Annotated in this window: 18 protein-coding genes; 14 read left to right on the top strand and 4 right to left on the bottom strand. The window is 62.9% G+C overall.

The window, feature by feature from the left end:
* The first annotated feature begins 81 nt into the window (after positions 1 to 81).
* The 6 genes from ACR3EL_RS16175 to uvrC all read left to right on the top strand — a co-directional run bounded on the left by ACR3EL_RS16175 (position 82) and on the right by uvrC (position 6,757).
* Complete coding sequence (locus ACR3EL_RS16175; RefSeq protein WP_480722305.1) at positions 82 to 1,011, top strand: ABC transporter ATP-binding protein; 930 nt, start codon at positions 82 to 84, stop codon at positions 1,009 to 1,011.
* On the top strand, positions 1,008 to 1,769 hold the full coding sequence (locus ACR3EL_RS16170; protein ID WP_093963579.1) for an ABC transporter permease: 762 nt from the start codon (positions 1,008 to 1,010) through the stop codon (positions 1,767 to 1,769). Before ACR3EL_RS16175 ends, ACR3EL_RS16170 begins: the two co-directional genes overlap by 4 nt.
* A 104-nt stretch (positions 1,770 to 1,873) precedes the next feature.
* The gene (locus ACR3EL_RS16165) at positions 1,874 to 2,671 is read left to right on the top strand and encodes a S49 family peptidase (protein WP_170342352.1); all 798 of its coding nucleotides are present in this window, start codon (positions 1,874 to 1,876) and stop codon (positions 2,669 to 2,671) included.
* Between the two features lie 168 nt (positions 2,672 to 2,839).
* On the top strand, positions 2,840 to 3,790 hold the full coding sequence (locus tag ACR3EL_RS16160) for a calcium/sodium antiporter (protein ID WP_170342350.1): 951 nt from the start codon (positions 2,840 to 2,842) through the stop codon (positions 3,788 to 3,790).
* 22 nt (positions 3,791 to 3,812) lie between these two features.
* Positions 3,813 to 4,592 (top strand): SDR family oxidoreductase, encoded by a 780-nt coding sequence (locus ACR3EL_RS16155; RefSeq protein ID WP_170342348.1) that lies wholly within the window; start codon positions 3,813 to 3,815, stop codon positions 4,590 to 4,592.
* A 290-nt stretch (positions 4,593 to 4,882) separates the two neighbouring features.
* Positions 4,883 to 6,757, top strand: a complete 1,875-nt coding sequence (uvrC, locus tag ACR3EL_RS16150) for an excinuclease ABC subunit UvrC (protein WP_170342346.1) — start codon at positions 4,883 to 4,885, stop codon at positions 6,755 to 6,757.
* Here the strand turns inward: uvrC and ACR3EL_RS16145 are convergent.
* Positions 6,742 to 7,641 (bottom strand): DMT family transporter, encoded by a 900-nt coding sequence (locus ACR3EL_RS16145; RefSeq protein WP_170342344.1) that lies wholly within the window; start codon positions 7,639 to 7,641, stop codon positions 6,742 to 6,744. The genes uvrC and ACR3EL_RS16145 overlap by 16 nt on opposite strands.
* Positions 7,642 to 7,832: 191 nt before the next feature.
* On the opposite strand from ACR3EL_RS16145, the gene pgsA reads away from it, so the two are divergent.
* From pgsA to ACR3EL_RS16130, 3 genes are read left to right on the top strand one after another with little or no spacing between them, the layout of a single operon-like run.
* Positions 7,833 to 8,501, top strand: coding sequence for a CDP-diacylglycerol--glycerol-3-phosphate 3-phosphatidyltransferase (pgsA, locus tag ACR3EL_RS16140; protein ID WP_170342342.1), 669 nt, complete (start codon positions 7,833 to 7,835; stop codon positions 8,499 to 8,501).
* Positions 8,502 to 8,504: 3 nt separating this feature from the next.
* Complete coding sequence (moaD, locus tag ACR3EL_RS16135) at positions 8,505 to 8,750, top strand: molybdopterin converting factor subunit 1 (RefSeq protein ID WP_093963573.1); 246 nt, start codon at positions 8,505 to 8,507, stop codon at positions 8,748 to 8,750.
* Between the two features lie 4 nt (positions 8,751 to 8,754).
* On the top strand, positions 8,755 to 9,198 hold the full coding sequence (locus ACR3EL_RS16130; protein WP_170342340.1) for a molybdenum cofactor biosynthesis protein MoaE: 444 nt from the start codon (positions 8,755 to 8,757) through the stop codon (positions 9,196 to 9,198).
* 3 nt (positions 9,199 to 9,201) lie between these two features.
* Here the strand turns inward: ACR3EL_RS16130 and ACR3EL_RS16125 are convergent, their stop codons facing one another.
* The 3 genes from ACR3EL_RS16125 to ubiA form a co-directional block, all read right to left on the bottom strand.
* Positions 9,202 to 9,522, bottom strand: a complete 321-nt coding sequence (locus tag ACR3EL_RS16125; protein ID WP_093963571.1) for a hypothetical protein — start codon at positions 9,520 to 9,522, stop codon at positions 9,202 to 9,204.
* A gap of 1 nt (position 9,523) precedes the next feature.
* Positions 9,524 to 11,443 (bottom strand): OmpA family protein, encoded by a 1,920-nt coding sequence (locus ACR3EL_RS16120; protein ID WP_170342338.1) that lies wholly within the window; start codon positions 11,441 to 11,443, stop codon positions 9,524 to 9,526.
* A 65-nt stretch (positions 11,444 to 11,508) separates the two neighbouring features.
* Positions 11,509 to 12,471, bottom strand: a complete 963-nt coding sequence (gene ubiA / locus ACR3EL_RS16115; protein ID WP_170342336.1) for a 4-hydroxybenzoate octaprenyltransferase — start codon at positions 12,469 to 12,471, stop codon at positions 11,509 to 11,511.
* A gap of 12 nt (positions 12,472 to 12,483) precedes the next feature.
* On the opposite strand from ubiA, the gene ACR3EL_RS16110 reads away from it, so the two are divergent.
* From ACR3EL_RS16110 to ACR3EL_RS16090, 5 genes are all read left to right on the top strand, one after another.
* A complete protein-coding gene (locus ACR3EL_RS16110; protein ID WP_170342335.1) occupies positions 12,484 to 13,209 on the top strand; it encodes a 16S rRNA (uracil(1498)-N(3))-methyltransferase in 726 nt (241 codons plus the stop codon).
* On the top strand, positions 13,209 to 14,057 hold the full coding sequence (locus ACR3EL_RS16105; protein WP_170342333.1) for a GNAT family N-acetyltransferase: 849 nt from the start codon (positions 13,209 to 13,211) through the stop codon (positions 14,055 to 14,057). Before ACR3EL_RS16110 ends, ACR3EL_RS16105 begins: the two co-directional genes overlap by 1 nt.
* Positions 14,054 to 14,581, top strand: coding sequence for a hypothetical protein (locus ACR3EL_RS16100; protein ID WP_170342331.1), 528 nt, complete (start codon positions 14,054 to 14,056; stop codon positions 14,579 to 14,581). Before ACR3EL_RS16105 ends, ACR3EL_RS16100 begins: the two co-directional genes overlap by 4 nt.
* Positions 14,582 to 14,658: 77 nt before the next feature.
* Positions 14,659 to 16,029: a glutamate--cysteine ligase gene (locus ACR3EL_RS16095; protein WP_170343046.1), complete on the top strand. Its 1,371-nt coding sequence runs from the start codon at positions 14,659 to 14,661 to the stop codon at positions 16,027 to 16,029.
* 112 nt (positions 16,030 to 16,141) lie between these two features.
* Entirely contained in the window at positions 16,142 to 17,209 is a 1,068-nt protein-coding gene (locus ACR3EL_RS16090) for a Hint domain-containing protein (protein ID WP_170342327.1), read from the top strand.
* The last annotated feature ends 31 nt before the right edge of the window (positions 17,210 to 17,240 follow it).

Genomic DNA, 17,240 nt, shown 5'->3' with positions numbered 1-17,240 from the left:
TGCGCGCAGAGGACTGTGCGGATTTGGTCTGTTCGGCAATCCTCTGCCGCGATACTGTCCCGGCCAGAACTGGGAAAACGCATGACGACAATTCTTTCGATCAAGGATCTGCGCAAAACCTATGCCGGCGGGTTCGAAGCGCTGAAAGGCGTATCGCTGGACATTGAAGAGGGCGAGATCCTGGCCCTGCTCGGCCCGAACGGAGCGGGAAAGACAACCCTGATCTCGACGGTTTGCGGGATTACCACGCCCACGTCTGGGACTGTCACCGTAGGGGGGCACGACATCCTCACGGACTTTCGTGCAGCCCGGCGCATGATTGGCCTCGTGCCGCAGGAAATTGCGCTGGAGCCGTTCGAGAAGGTCTGGAACACCGTACGGTTTTCGCGCGGTCTGTTCGGCTATGGGCAGGACAGTGCCCGGATCGAAGAGATCCTGCGCAAGTTGTCGCTGTGGGACAAGCGCAAGAACGCGATCAAGGAACTGTCAGGCGGCATGAAGCGGCGGGTTCTGATCGCCAAGGCGCTGGCGCACGAGCCGCGGGTGCTGTTTCTGGATGAACCCACCGCCGGCGTGGATGTCGAACTGCGCAAGGACATGTGGGCCATCGTCGACGAGTTGAAGGCTGCCGGTGTCACCATCATCCTGACCACCCACTACATCGAAGAGGCCGAAGCCATCGCCGACCGGATCGGTGTGATCGACAAGGGCGAACTGATGCTGGTGCAGGACAAAAACACCTTGATGGCGCAGATGGGCAAGAAGCAGATCGAGGTCATGCTGACCCGCAAGATCTCGGACATTCCCGGCAGTTTGGCCCACCACAATCTGGTGCTGAATGGGCAGGGCGATGCGCTGATCTATACCTACGACACCAATGCCGATCGCACTGGCATCACCACTTTGCTGAATGACGTGGCCGAGGCGGGGCTGGTGTTGCGCGACGTGCAGACCCGGCAATCGAGCCTGGAAGAGATTTTCGTCAACCTCGTGTCCGGAGATGCCGCATGAACTGGTCCGCCATCGCCGCCATCTACCGGTTCGAAATGGCCCGGTTCTTCCGTACCCTCGCGCAGAGCTTCCTGTCACCGGTTCTGTCGACCTCGCTGTACTTCGTGGTGTTCGGCACCGCCATAGGCAGCCGTATCCAGGAGGTCGAGGGCGTCTCCTACGGTGCCTTCATCGTGCCGGGGCTGATCATGCTGTCGGTGGTGATGCTGTCGATCTCGAACGCGTCCTTTGGCATCTATTTCCCCAAGTTCCTGGGCACGATCTACGAACTGCTCTCGGCTCCGGTGAATTTCATCGAGATCGTGATCGGCTATGTGGGCGCCGCCGCGACCAAGGCGTTGTTCGTGGGATTGGTGATCCTGACCACCGCCACGTTCTTCGTGGACATCCGCATCGAGCACCCCTTCGCGATGGCCGCCTTTCTGATCCTGTCCTGCCTCAGCTTTTCCCTGCTGGGCTTCATCATCGGGATCTGGGCCAGCAATTTCGAACAGATGTCGTTGGTACCGCAGCTGGTTGTGACGCCTCTGATCTTTCTGGGCGGCACGTTCTACTCGATTTCGATGCTGCCGCCGGTGTGGCAGACGATCTCGTTGTTCAACCCGGTGGTCTATTTGATCTCGGGCTTTCGCTGGTCGTTTTACGGGCTTTCGGACGTGCCCATTCTGCTTAGCCTTCTGGCGATCCTGGCCTTTACCGGCTTCTGCCTGGCGGTCATCGGTTGGATCTTCAAAACCGGGTGGCGCATCCGCAGCTAGGGCGTTGCATTTTTGCCGTGGCTGAACAGGATTTTGGTTCACGTCACGTTCATGGCAGGTGGGGTCCCTTGTTTAAGGGGCGGGCGCACTCTACATCGGCACCCATGAAACTCAGCCTGCCGTTTCTCAACAAGCAGCCAACCGTGGCTGTCGTTCGCCTGTCCGGAGCCATTGGAATGGCTGGCCGAGCCTCGCTGAACGATGCCTCTTTGGCACCGGTTCTGGAAAAAGCCTTCCGCAAGGGAAAACCTGCCGCCGTCGCGCTCGAGATCAATTCGCCGGGCGGATCGCCGGTGCAAAGCTCGCTGATCGGTGCGCGGATCCGACGGTTGGCCGACGAGTTCAAGGTGCCAGTCCATGCCTTTGTCGAGGACGTGGCGGCCTCGGGTGGTTATTGGCTTGCGGCTTCGGCGGACGAGATCTGGGCGGATGACAGCTCGGTTCTGGGGTCGATCGGGGTCATCTCCTCGGGGTTCGGAGCCCATGTTTTTCTGGCCCGTCAGGGGATCGAGCGGCGCGTGCACACCGCCGGGAAATCCAAATCGATGCTGGACCCGTTCTCTCCGGAGAAAGAAGAGGATGTCGCGCGTCTCAAGGGGCTTTTGGAGGACATCCACCAGAATTTCATTGCCTATGTGAAAGCTCGGCGCGGCAGTCGCTTGGACGAGGCCGCCGATCTGTTTACCGGTGAAATCTGGCTGGCGCGGCGTGCGCATGAACTTGGGCTGATCGACGGCATCGCGCATCTGAAGCCAAGGATGCAGGAAGTGTTTGGCGACAAGGTCAAATTCCGGCGCTACGGGTTGCGCCGACCGATCTGGTCGCGTTTCGGAACGGACATGGCGCAGGACGCCATTTCCCTGCTCGAGGAGCGCGCGGCCTACGCGCGCTTTGGTATGTGACGTGATCGTCAAGGTCGTCATTCTGTTTCTGGTTGCCATGGGGGTCCTGGCGATGTTCGGAAAGCTGCGCTTTCCCGGCCAACAGCGATTGAACTCCGCGAAATGTCCGCGCTGCGGTCGATTCCGGATCGGCAAGGGCCCCTGCAAATGTGAGCAAGGAGGGCGTCGATGACGGCCTGGCTGCTTTCCGGTCTTGGCTTGTTGATCCTGCTGTTGGCCGGTGACGCGCTGGTGCGGGGTGCGGTGAATCTCAGCCTGCGTCTGGGTGTTCCCGCCCTAATCGTCAGCCTGACGATCGTGGCCTTCGGCACCTCGGCACCCGAGCTTCTGATTGCCATCAAGGCCATCGAGGAAAATGCGCCCGGTATCGCGTTGGGCAATGTCGTCGGTTCGAACACGGCCAACATCCTGCTGGTCTTGGGTTTGCCGGCCTTGCTGGCCACGATCCACAGCAGCGAATGCAACACGCGCAGAAACTACATCTTCATGTTGCTGGCCTCGGTTCTGTTCATCGGTTTGGCCTTTTGCGGGGAATTCAACCTGTTCAGCGGGGCAATCCTGCTGGCGGGATTGGCTCTGATCCTGCTCAACGCCTTCCGAGAAGCGCACGCGCATCGCAACTCCTGCTCGGAAGAGCAGGACCTGGAAACGCTGGAAGAGGCCGACCCGGACATGCCGTACTGGAAGGTGTCGCTGTATCTGGTGCTGGGGCTGATTGGCCTGCCGATGGGCGCGCACCTTCTGGTCGACAACGCGACCATCATTGCGCGGACCTACGGGGTCAGTGAAACGGTGATCGGGCTGACGCTGGTCGCGGTCGGAACCTCGCTTCCCGAACTTGCGACCACCGTCATGGCCGCGTTGCGCCGGCAGGCCGATGTTGCTCTGGGCAACGTCATCGGTTCGAACATGTTCAACCTTCTGGGCATTGTCGGTATCGCCACGCTGTTCGGGCGCATCCCCGTGGACCCCGAATTCCTGCAATTCGATCTTTGGGTCATGCTGGGCTCGTCCCTGCTGCTGATCCCGTTCGTCTTCTTCAAGCAAGACATCACCCGGGTCTGGGGGTTCATCTTGACGCTGCTTTACGTCACATACGTCGTGATCCTGTTGGCCTGATCTGACTGAAAGGAGCCCCTACATGACCCGAGCACTGGTGACCGGCGCCGGCATTCGACTGGGGCGGGCCATGGCGTTGTACCTGGCGAAACGTGGCATGGACGTTGCCGTGCATCACGCAACCTCGGGCGCTGCCGCTGCCGAGACCGTGTCCGAGATCCAGTCGATGGGCCGCAATGCCGTGGCGCTGCAGGCCGATCTGCTGGACGAGGATCAGGTGCAGACCCTTTTGCCGCGCGCGGCCGAGGCGCTGGGCGGTCCGATCACCTGTCTGGTCAACAATGCGTCGATCTTCGAATACGACAACATCCGCACTGCCACCCGGCAAAGCTGGGATCGCCACATGGACAGCAACCTGCGCGCGCCCTTCGTGCTGACGCAGGCCATGGCAAGCCAGGGTCTGGAACCCGAGATGGATGAGAATGACGAACCCGTCGCGACCGGCTTGATCGTGAATATGGTCGACATGCGGGTGCGCAAACTGACGCCTGAGTTCATGTCCTACACCATCGCCAAGATGGGGCTATGGGCATTGACCCGGACGGCGGCCCAGGCACTGACGCCGGCCATTCGCGTCAATGCCATTGGGCCGGGTCCAACCCTGCAGGGACATCGGCAAAGCCCCCAGCACTTCAAGACGCAACGCGAAAACACGGTCCTGGAACGCGGTGCAAACCCGTCGGATATCAACGCGGCCCTTGGGTATTTTCTGGACGCACATGCGGTCACGGGCCAGCTTTTGTGCGTTGATGGCGGCCAGCATCTGGGCTGGCAAACGCCTGATGTAGTGGGCCTTGAATAGGTATTGCCCCTGCAAGTTTTGCACCGCTCTCGATCCTGTTACAGGTTCGTTACAAAAATGTCTTTTTTTTCATACACTTGTAAAACGAGAATAAAAATATCTTTTATAATCAATGTGTTGAAATTGTGCCTATTTATTGTGCAACGCAGTGAAAACACAAGGATTCAAGGAAAAATCACAGTGCAGGGAAAGTTGTCCGCACAGTTATCCACAAGAATCGTGGATTTGTTTTCTCTTGATCTGAGGCGCGCAAGATTGCAGCCACGGTCAGAGAATCGTATCTCTCTCTCATGACCGCCGACAGCGCCCCTCAATCCCAGCCTCAGCCGACCGGCTATGCCTGCATCCAGAAATACGTGAAGACGCTGGACAGTTCGCCTGGCGTGTACCGGATGCTGGATGCGGACAGCCGGGTTCTGTATGTCGGTAAGGCGCGCAACCTGCGGGCGCGGGTGTCGAACTACACCCGCCCGGGACATTCCGGCCGGATCGAGCGCATGATCGCCTCGACCGCGTCGATGATGTTCCTGACCACCCGGACCGAGACCGAGGCGCTGCTGCTTGAGCAGAACCTGATCAAGCAGCTCAAGCCCAAGTACAACGTCCTGCTGCGCGACGACAAAAGCTTTCCCAACATTCTGGTGGCCAAGGATCACCCGTTTCCGCAGATCAAGAAGCATCGCGGGGCCAAGAAGGAAAAGGGCGCCTATTTCGGCCCCTTCGCCAGCGCGGGCGCGGTGAACCGCACGCTGAACCAATTGCAGAAGGCCTTTCTGCTCCGGAACTGCTCGGATTCGATGTTCGACAGTCGCACCCGGCCCTGCCTGCTCTACCAGATCAAGCGCTGCTCGGGGCCGTGCGTGGGCATGATTTCGCAGGCCGACTATGCCGAAAGCGTGCGTGACGCCGAGCGGTTCCTGTCCGGACGCTCGACCCGGATCCAGGAGGAACTGGCCGCGCAGATGCAAGAGGCCTCGGACGCGATGGAGTTCGAGCGCGCCGCCGCCCTACGCGACCGGATTCGCGCGTTGACGCAGGTGCAGACGGCGCAGGGCATCAACCCGCGCGGTGTGGCCGAGGCGGATGTGATCGGCCTTTATATGGACAGCGGTCAGGCCTGTGTTCAGGTGTTCTTCATCCGCGCCAATCAGAACTGGGGCAACCGCGATTTCTATCCGCGGGTCGGCCCCGACGTCTCCCCGGCCGAGGTGATGGAGGCCTTTCTGGGCCAGTTCTACGACAACAAGGAACCGCCGCGGCAGCTGATCCTGTCGGACGGAATCGAAAACGCGGATCTGATGCAGCAGGCCCTGTCGGAAAAGGCCGGCCGCAAGGTCGAGATCCTAGTGCCGCAGCGGGGCGAAAAGCTGGAACTGGTCTCGGGCGCGCTGCGCAACGCGCGCGAGGCGCTGGCCCGCCGCATGTCGGAAAGCGCGACGCAGGCCAAGCTGCTGCGCGGTCTGGCCGAGGCCTTCGATCTGGACGCGCCACCCAAGCGGATCGAGGTCTACGACAACTCGCATATCCAGGGCACTAACGCGGTGGGCGCGATGATCGTGGCCAGTCCCGAGGGGTTCATGAAGAACGCCTATCGCAAATTCAACATTCGCGGCGACGACCTGACGCCGGGCGACGATTTCGGCATGATGAAAGAGGTGCTGACCCGCCGCTTCAGCCGCTTGTTGAAAGAGGACCCCGACCGCGACAAGGGCCTGTGGCCCGATCTGTTGCTGATCGATGGGGGTGCAGGGCAGGTGAGTGCCGTGCACGAGATCATGCAGGCGCACGGGGTCGAGGACATCCCCATGGTCGGTGTCGCCAAGGGCGTCGATCGCGACCACGGCAAGGAAGAGTTCCACCGCATCGGCCAGCGCCCCTTTGCCCTGAAACGCAACGACCCGGTTCTGTATTTCATTCAGCGGCTACGGGACGAGGCGCACCGCTTTGCCATCGGCACCCACCGCGCCAAACGGGCCAAGGCGATGGGCGCGACGCCGCTCGATGAAATCCCCGGCGTGGGCGCGGCCCGCAAACGTGCCCTGCTGGCGCATTTCGGCAGCGCCAAGGCGGTCAGCCGCGCCAATCTGGCTGACCTGAAGGCGGTGGACGGGATCTCGGCCGGTCTGGCGCAGAAGGTCTATGATTTCTTTCACGAAAAGGGCTGAGGCCGCTGGCGCCCGCGCCACAGGATGTAAAGCCCCGAGGCCACGATCAGCGCGCTGCCCAGCCTCATGGTCTGGTCCAGATGCTCGTCGAATATCAGCACGCCCAGCCCGATGCCGAACAGAAGGCGGGTATAGCGAAACGGAGTTACGGCCGACACTTCACCCGTCCGCATGGCCAGCATCAGCGAAGAATAGGCCACCGCGCCCATCACCACGGCTCCAGTCAGGTGCAGGGCGGCTCGGGCGTCCACCGGCACCGCGGCGGCGCCTTCGAAAGCCCGGTACAGTCCACCGGCGACGACAATTGACAGAAAGCCATAAAACCCAAGAACGGTGGTGCCCAACGTGGCGGGGGCGGCGCGGCTGGCCAGATCGCGGCCGGCAAAGCCCAGCATTCCCAGTACCGCAAGAATGGACAGGGCCGAGAAACTGTCTCCGGTCGGCTGGATGATGATCACCACTCCGATCAGTCCGACCAGAATGGCACTCCAGCGCCGCCAGCCGACGGTTTCCCCGAAAAACAGCGCGGCACCCGCCACCACGACCAGCGGCGTGGCCTGCAGGATCACTGTGGCCGAGGACAGCGGCGTCAGGGCGATGGCCAGCACATAGAACAGGCGGCCGAAGACTTCGAACAGCACTCGGATCTTCATCGGCTTGGATAGGACATCGGGGTGCAGCAACCGCCGCCCCTGAATCAACGCGACCCCGGCGAAAATCAACGCCCCGCCCAGTCCGAACAGAACCAGAACCTGCCAGATGGGCAGCACCTTGGCGGCACTTTTCAACAGCGCGTCCTCCAGGGCGAACCCGGCCATGGCCGCGATCATCCAGGCGCCGCCGATCAGATTGGCGCGCGCATCGGTTCTGATATGTGAGGTCACGGGGCGGATCTTTCCTGATGTGCCGATACCCGCGCAACCTGACCCGTTCTTCGCGCCGCGCCAAGGGGGAAACGGTCGTCGATCCTCCGCCTGCGACGGTCTGACCTGTCGTGGTCCAAACACCTGTGTTCTTGGCAGTTTTTTGTCGTGCCGTCTTTTCTGTTCCCGGCCATGGTTGTAGGGTCCAGCGCATGAAGTGGAACCTGCCGAATATTCTGACTTTGCTGCGCCTACTGGCCGCGCCCGGCCTGGCGGTGATGTTTCTGTATTTCACACGGCCCTACGCGGATTGGTTCGCGCTGATCCTGTTCCTGTCGGCGGCCATAACCGATTGGTTCGACGGCTATCTGGCGCGCGCGTGGAAGCAGGAAACCAAGATGGGCGCGATGCTGGACCCGATCGCCGACAAGGCGATGGTGGTGATCGCGCTGATGATCTTGGTCGGCTATTCGACCGAGCACTGGACGCCCTGGCTGGTGCTGCCCGCCACCGTGATCCTGTTCCGCGAGGTCTTCGTCTCGGGCCTGCGCGAGTATCTGGGCGACGTGGCTGGAACGCTCAAGGTCACCAAGCTGGCCAAATGGAAGACGACCGCGCAGATGGTGGCGATCGCCGTGCTGTTTTCGCAGGGCATATTCGAGCACTATTTCGTCATGTCCACCTTCGGCATGGATGCCGCGCTGATCGACCAGATCCTGTCGGGCCAGGTCGAGGACATCTCGGGCCTGCAATGGAAGCTGGATGGCATGTTCTGGTCGGGCCGCATCGGGTTGTGGTTGCTGTGGATCGCGGCGACGCTGACATTGATCACCGGCTACGACTACCTACGTAAAGCCATGCCCCATCTGAAGGAGGGCTGACGCATGGATGTCTTGTATTTCGCCTGGGTCCGCGAGCGGATCGGCGTGCCGAAGGAAAAGGTCGAAACCACCGCGGCCACGGTCTCCGATCTGGTGGCTGAACTCAGCGCCCGTGAAGACCGCTATGCCGCGGCCTTTGCCGACGTCTCCGCCCTGCGGGTCGCGCTGGATCAGGAACTGTCGGATTTCGACGCGCCGCTGGCCGGCGTCCGCGAAGTGGCATTTTTCCCGCCCATGACCGGCGGCTAGGGCGATGCGGATTTCGGTGCAGCAAGAGCCGTTCGATCTGGGGGCCGAGGCAAATGCCTTTGCCGCGGGTGACACGGCCAATGGCGCTATCGTCACCTTTACCGGCGTCGTGCGCGATCTGGCCCAGACCGATCTGGCCTGCATGGAGATCGAGCATTATCCCGGCATGACCGAACGCGCCATCGCCAAGATTGCCGAGGAAGCCAAAAACCGGTGGTCGCTGGGCGATGTGCTGGTGATCCATCGCCATGGGCGGCTGGCCCCGGGTGACCGGATCATGATGGTCGCAACGGCAGCCCCGCACCGCAAGGATGCGTTCGAGGCTGCCGAATACCTGATGGACTACTTAAAATCCCGCGCCCCGTTTTGGAAAAAGGAAATCACCGCGTCCGGGGCCGATTGGGTTGCCGCCAAGGACGAAGACGAGGACGCGCTGTCGCGCTGGTAAGCCTCAATCGGCGTTGTTGATCCGGCCGCGCAATTCCTCGGCTTCCTGGCGGGCAGCGCGCAGCCCGTCCATAGCCGCGGCCAGCTCGGCCTCGGTCTGGGTCAGCTGGTTGGTCAGCTCGGCCTCACGCTGCTGCAAATAGGTGATCGCCTGATCGCGGGTTTCCTCGGCCTCGTGCAACTCCTGGCTCATGCGGTCCAGATCGGCCACGTCGGATTGGCGCACGCGCGACAGGCGGTGCACCAGCCAGTTGGCGAACCAGCCCATGCAGAAAGCGGCGAACAGGATGACGGCGGTGGCGATGATGAATTCGGTTCTGTTCAACTTACTGGTCCCCTGCATCCGTTTCGGATGCTTCTTCTTCTGTTGGCGCAGGTTCGGTTGCGCTTGTCTGGGTCTCCAACGCTTCCAGACCGGTTTCCTGATTGGCGACCGGCTCGGGCCGGATCAGGCGGAATTCGATGCGCCGGTTTTTCTCGCGCCCGTCTTCGGTGTCATTGTCTGCAATCGGCTGCGTCTCACCATATCCTGCGGCCGAGTAGCTTTTGGTCGGCACCCGACGGGCGCGCAATTCGTTCAGGATAGACTGGGCGCGTGACTGGCTCAGCTGCTGGTTCATCTCTTCACGGCCCTGGCTGTCGGTATGACCCTGGATTTCGATCCGGATCGGTCCGCATTCGCGCAGGATTTCGGCAATCTGATTCAGACTGTCGCGGGATTCAGACGAGACCGTAGCCGACCCGGGCTCGAACGTGATCTTGCGGGTTTCCTGAACCTCGGCGATGCGACTTTCACACTGCTCGGGGTCTGGCAGCGCGTCTTCGGGTTCGGGCGGGGGCTGATAGGTGATCGAAAGGTCAAAGTCCTGCGCATCGCCCAACTTGTCGGACAGCAGGCCCGCGATCTGTGCCTTGGCGTCCTCATCGTGGCTGACGCCAGTCAACTCGACCTTGTCAGGCGTTACGGTCAGCACGCCGTTGTTCAGCCAGGACAGGGATTCCAGCCCCGCCAGAACGCGCACGGGCCAGTCCTGCGGCATCTGGTCGACCACGCGGGCGGCACTGTGAACCTGATCGGATCCAAAGGCAGCCCGGGCATAGCTGTCGATCATGTCGCGCTGTAAATCATCGCCCAGACGGCCGCGCAGTTGTACCAGACCTTCCGGGCTGCGGGTGGCGGTGAATTCCACAGGTCCGGCCTGTTCGTTGTTTTCGGGTTCAGGCAGAACCGCGTGCAGGGCAAACACTTCGGGCAGGGCGTTTTCCAACTCGCCCACGACCTTGTCGAAGGTGGCCGGGCTGGTGTTCGGTTCAGCAATCAGCGTGATGTCGGCATCCGACATCGTGACCGATCCTCGCCCGATCTCGGACAGAGCCCGGATACTCAGTTCAGCGGCCTGCGCCCATCGGGGCGATGGCACACCCAGGCCGATTGTGCAGGTATAGGGCCCTGACAGCCCGGCATCCTGCGCGGCGGCAACAATGGTGTCGCGCGCCTTTTCATCCTGCGCCGAACAGGCGTCGAACTGGCCGCCATCCTCCGAAATCAGATAGCGCAGGGTGAACGGAGTGATCACCGGGCGCGGTGCCGAAATCGCCAGACCGATGCGCAAGCTGGGCGGCGCGGCGCGTGTCAGTTCCTGTTCCAGCCGTTCTTTTTCCTGCTGGCTGTCGGCGATGGCAGTGATCTTGACCAGGTCGGGGCTGGCGGAAATCTTGGCTCGCGGCAGCTTGGACAGGGCAAGGATGGCATAGGAAATCGCGTCGTCCCAACCTTTGGGTTTCTTGTAATCTGCAGTTTCCAGCAGGTCCGACACCCGCGCCTGCGGGTCCAGCTTCTGCAGCCGGTCCATCAGAGCGTCGCGATCCACGCTGGCCGGAACCAACCCGATCACGGAAATGCCGCTGTCGTTCCGGAGAATTTCAGCCGAGAATTTGGGCGGAGTCAGGTCAGCCGTCGGGGCAATGTCCATCTCATCGATCACCCGAGAGGTGTCGACCTGTGTACCGGCCGCTGTCAGCGCGTTGAATCGGGTGGCCTCGTCCGGGGCAGTACCGGTCAGCACAACGCGCAGCCCATCCGCCTGCACTTCGGCCCACTCATGGCCCTGCATGCTCAGTGCATTTCGAACGGCAGTTTCCGAGGTTTCTTCGATCTTGGTCACCGCGAATCCGGCGGCCAGCAGACAGACCCCCGCCGACACGACAAAGATCAGGGCTGATGTCAGGAAATACGGCAAGCGCATGAGCGGTTTCTTATCTCCTCGGGCCATTGGGCGGGACTCTTACAGGCACCGGTACCGAGGTGCAATCAGAGGAGCAATGCGACGCAAAGGAAGATGAGCGGAATAAGGCCGGTGTCCCGGTTGGCGCGAAACAGCTGCAGCAGTTTCGCGTTGTCTTCGATGTCCAGCCCGCGCAGTTGCCACGCCATGTGCCACCCCATTGCCCAAGGTCCACCAATGGCCACGACCAGCGCCAACACGCTGGAATTGGGCAGCGCGGCCTCGACGATGGCCAGACCCATTAGCGCCACGGTCGCCACAAGGAAATACTTCAGCCATTTCGCGGTGTCGGTCCCGAACAGGCGCGCGGTGGACTTGATGCCGATCAGCTCGTCATCCTCGGCGTCCTGGTGGGCATAGATCGTGTCGTAGAACAGCGTCCAGGCGATGCCTGACAGGTATAGCAGGATCGCGGGCCATTCGACCGTGCCGCGATGCGCCGCCCAGGCCAGCAGGGCGCCCCAGTTGAAGGCCAGCCCCAGAAACACCTGCGGCCACCAGGTGAAGCGCTTGGCATAAGGGTAGATCGTCACCGGCAGCAGCGACAGGACGCCCATCGCGATGGCCGCCTGGTTGAAGGTCAGCAGGATCGCCAGCGCCAGAAGGCACTGGATGCCCATCCAGATCACCGCCTGCCGCACGCTGACCTGACCCGAGGGGATGGGCCGCGAGCGCGTGCGTTCAACCTTCGCGTCGAACTTGCGGTCGGTGATGTCATTCCAGGTGCAGCCCGCGCCGCGCATCAGAAAGGCCCCGGCCGCGCACCCAACGGCAATCCACAGGTCGCCCCACCGCGGCTGACCGTCATGAAGGATCGCCAGCGCCAGGCCCCACCAGCACGGAATCAGCAGCAGCCACGTCCCGATCGGCCGGTCCGCGCGCGACAGCCGCAGATAGGGGCGGGCAAAGGCCGGGGCGCGGGTATCGACCCAGTTGCCGGTAACGGCGTCGGCGACCTGACCGTCTGGTGTTGGGGCATTGCCTTGCATATGTAGGGTCTCATGAGTGCGAAGATCAGGCTGTATGTAGATCACCCTTTGGGTGCGGGGCAATCGGTTCCTTTGACGCGCGAGCAGGCCCATTACCTGTTCGGCGTGATGCGTCTGGCCGTGGGCGGGCAGGTGGCCCTGTTCAACGGCCGCGATGGCGAGTGGCTGGCGCAGGTGGTCGAAGCGGGCAAGCGGGGCGGTGTTCTGAGCTGTCTTGAACAGACCCGGCCACTGCAACTGCCGCCGGACCTGTGGCTGCTGTTTGCCCCGATTAAGAAGGCCCGGACCGATTTCATCGTCGAAAAGGCGGCCGAGATGGGAGCCGCGAAGATCATGCCGGTGCAGACTGCCTTCACCAATTCCGAACGCATCCGGCAGGACCGGCTGCAGGCCCATGCGGTCGAGGCGGCCGAGCAATGCGGCGGCACCTTCGTGCCCGAAGTCTGCGACCTGCAACGGCTGGATAAGCTGTTGGACAACTGGCCCGACGGCCGCCAACTGATGTTCTGCGACGAGGCCGAGGCCGGGTCGACCCTGCGCCTCGCCGCGCAGGACAAGGGCCGGCCCTGGGCCATCCTGATCGGCCCCGAGGGCGGGTTCTCCAATACCGAGCGCCAGCGGCTGAAGGATCTGCCGTTCACGCATGTGGTTAGCCTGGGGCCGCGCATCCTGCGGGCCGATACGGCGGCGGTGGCCGCGATGACCCTGTGGCAACAGGCGCTGGGGGATTGGTCCTGATGTGGCGTCCGGCGCAGCAACAGGACATTCCGGCGATCGAACGGTTTCTTCTGGATCATGTGCAAAGCTCGATGTTCGCGCTGGCCAACCTGCGAGAGTTCGGCCTGAACGCACCCGCGCCGCGCGCGATGAGCATGTGGATGCTGGGCGACCCGCTGCGCGGCGTGTTCGGCATCACCAACGAAGGCATGATCCTGCCGCAATGCCCTGATCTGCCCGAGGCCGACCTGACCGCGGCAGCGGACCTGATCCGGGGCCGCACGGTCATGGGGCTGGCGGGCGAGGCTTCGCAAGCCCGCCGGTTTCTGCGACAGGCCGGATGGCAGGACCGCGCCGCGCATCTGGACCGGGACGAACCGTCCTTTGCGCTGGATCTGCGCGACCTGATCGTTCCGCCAACGGAAAACGCACGGCTGGTGCCGCTGTCGGATGGCGACCGAAGCCTGTTGATCCGCTGGCGCGAGGCCTATCATCTGGAATCTTTGGGCACCGACCCGGGCATGGCCCGCAAGGCTGCGCAGAAGGACATCGACGGATATATTCAGCGCGACTCGCACCGGCTGCTGAAGGTCGACGACCTGCCCGTCAGCATGACAGGCTTCAATGCCACGCTGCCCGAGATCGTCCAGATCGGCGGCGTGTTCACCCCGCCCGCGCTGCGCGGTCGGGGTTATGCCCGCACCGCCGTCGCCCTGCATCTGGCCGAGGCGCGGGCCACCGGCGTTCGCAAGGCCGTTCTGTTTGCGGCTTCAAACGCCGCCGTGCGTGCTTATGTTGCTATTGGGTTTGCCCCTGCCGGGACCTTTTCACTGGTCCTGTTCAGCGATCAGATGGAGGCCGCGTCATGAGTTTCATCCGTCCCGAAGCCAAACTGGCCCTGTGGCGCTGGCGCGAGGTGCTGGCCGCCGGGTTCGTTCTGATCCTTGGCCTCAGCTGGATCGGCGGTCCGGGCGGGTTGCTGGGCTGGCTGGGCTGGGTACTTGTGGTGGTCTCGATCGCGCTGGCCGTGATCGGGGTACAGCGGGCCCGCTTTCGGCTGGGCGCGGGCGGGCCGGGCGTGGTGTCTGTGGATGAAGGGCAGATCGCCTATCTGGGGCCGCTGGAAGGCGGCATCGTCGCCACCCGCGAAATCGAGAGCCTGACGCTGGACCCCACCGCCAGCCCCGCGCATTGGGTGCTGCAGCAGCCCGGCCAGCCGCCGCTTCACATTCCCGTGAATGCCGAAGGTGCCGAGGCACTGTTCGACGTTTTCTCGGCCCTGCCGGGGCTGCGGACCGAGCGGATGCTGTCGGAACTCAAGGGCGGGGCGTCGCATCCGGTGGTGATCTGGGAACGCCACCCCTCGCGCCCGGCGCACATCCGGTTGAACTGACGGTGCATTGACACCGGGGGAGATTGCGACCACCACTGACCCCCACGACTCGACACATCAGGATCGGAGCACGGTTCATGTCCATTCCTCAGTCCGGCGGCGGGCCGATCGAACGCCACGAACAACTGGCCGAATACCTGGCCGATGGCTGCAAACCCAAAAGCGAATGGCGCATCGGGACCGAGCACGAGAAATTCGGCTACTGCAAGGACACGCTGAAACCGCTGCCCTATGAGGGCGAACGCTCGATCCTGGCGGTGCTGCAGGGGCTGCGCGACGGGCATGGCTGGACCCCCGTGGAAGAGGCGGGCAAGCTGATCGGGCTGGAAAAGGACGGAGCAAACGTCTCGCTGGAACCGGGGGGGCAGCTGGAGCTGTCGGGCGCGCCACTGGAGACCATCCACGAGACCTGCGACGAAGTGAACGCGCATCTGCGCGACGTGAAGGACATCGCCGACAAGATCGGCGTAGGCTTCATCGGGCTGGGCGCCGCACCGATCTGGAAGCATGAGGACATGCCGCTGATGCCCAAGGGCCGGTATGTCCTGATGAACGACTACATGGAAAAGGTCGGCGACATGGGCCGCGCCATGATGCGCCGGACCTGCACGGTTCAGGTCAACATCGACTTCGGGTCCGAGGCGGACATGGTGCAGAAGCTACGCGTGGCGCTGGCCCTGCAGCCGGTGGCGACCGCGCTGTTTGCCAACTCGCCCTTCTTCGAGGGCAAGCCCAACGGCCACAAAAGCTGGCGCAGCTACATCTGGCGGCATCTGGATGACGCGCGCACCGGCATGCTGCCCTTCGTGTTCGAGGACGGCTTCGGGTTCGAGCGCTACGTGGAATATGCCTTGGATGTGCCGATGTATTTCGTCTATCGCGACGGCAAGTATATAGACGCGCTGGGCATGTCGTTCCGCGATTTCCTGCAGGGCAAGTTGCCCGCGCTGCCGGGCGAGACGCCAACGCTTTCGGATTGGGCCGATCACCTGACCACCGCCTTCCCCGAGGCGCGGATCAAGAAATTCATGGAAATGCGCGGGGCTGACGGCGGCCCGTGGCGCCGCCTGTGCGCGCTGCCCGCTTTCTGGGTGGGGCTGACCTATGACCAGTCCGCGCTGGATGCCGCATGGGATCTGGTCAAGGGCTGGGACGCCGAAACCCGCGAGGGGCTGCGCGTCGCAGCGGCCCGGGACGGGCTGCAGGCGCAGGTCGGCGGCATCAACATGCACGATCTGGCGCGCGAGGTGGTGGCCATCGCCGACTCCGGCCTGAAGGCCCGGGCGCGGCCGGGTGCCGGCGGGCTCGTCCCGGACGAGACCCATTTCCTGAACGCGCTGAAGGAAAGCATCCAGTCCGGCAAGGTGCCGGCCGACGAACTGCTCGAGCATTACCACGGCGACTGGCAGGGCGATCTGACGCGGATCTACCCCGAATACAGCTACTGACCGCGACCTGTTGCAATTAGGGGCCTGTTAGCCACATTCCCGGATCGCGCCTTGTTCGGCGGCGGCGTTTGCGCGATACATTCGGGTCAGATTTTCCGGTCGTGGTGCTTTCATGGCGCGTATCAGTGAGTTGCATTATTCCAATGCCTATGCCGCGAATTCGGGCGTGTCCGAATTCCTGGAGGTGTCCCTTCGCCCGGACGAAGACCCGGCGGATTTCACCGTGTCCTTCTATCAGGCGAACGGGCAGGTCGGGATCGAGATCCCGCTGAACGATCCTTCCGTTCAGGTCACCGTCGACCCCGACAATAACGAGATCGTCTATGTCATCTCGGCCGATGATTTCCCGATCTTCCTGACCGATCCGGACGGCGGCGGCCCGACCAACTACGAAGCCTATGCGCTGACCAACACCGCCACGGGTGAGGTGATAGATTTCTACGACATCGGTGGCGGCACGCAGAACATCGTCGCGGTTGACGGCTTGGCGGCCGGGGAAACCTCGGTCAACCTGCCGGTGCTGGTCGGGCCGAACCAGACCACGACGACCCTGCAGTTCAACCAACCCGATCCTGACACGCTGACATATGGTCCCTTGTCGCCCGGGGATACCGGGGCCGCCTGTTTCACGGCAGGAACCCTGGTGGATACCCCCGAGGGGCCGCGCCGGATCGAGACGTTGCAGCCCGGCGACACTGTCCTGACCGTCGATTACGGCCCTTGCCGGGTTCGCTGGATCGGCGGCCGCACGGTGCGCGGCGTGGGCCGGTTAGCGCCGGTGCGCATCCGCGCGGGTGTTCTGGGCGCCACGGCAGACATTCTGGTCTCGCCCCAGCACCGCATTCTTGTCGGCGGCTGGCAAGCCCAGCTTCTGTTCGGCGAGGATGAGGTTCTGGTTCCGGCCAAGTCGCTGGTCAACGGCGACACCGTCACCGTGCAGCCCTGCGACATCGTCCGCTATGTCCACCTGTTCTTCGACCGGCACCAGCTGGTCACCACTTCGGGTCTTGTGTCCGAGAGCTTCTTTCCGGGGCAGGAGGCGCTCTCGGGGCTGGAACAGGAGGCCGCACGCGAACTGTTTGCGCTGTTCCCCGACCTGCGGACCCATCCGCAGGGCTATGGCCCCACGATCCGCCCGGTCCGGTGTGATCGACAGGCAGCGGTTCTGCGCGCGACCTGATCGCGCGGCCCGGCCCTCTTGCTTTCGCGCG

The sequence above is a fragment of the Ruegeria sp. BJ3 genome (genome assembly GCF_056535665.1).
Note: the sequence above shows the minus strand (reverse complement) of the source record. Positions and strands in the feature narration are given on the sequence as shown.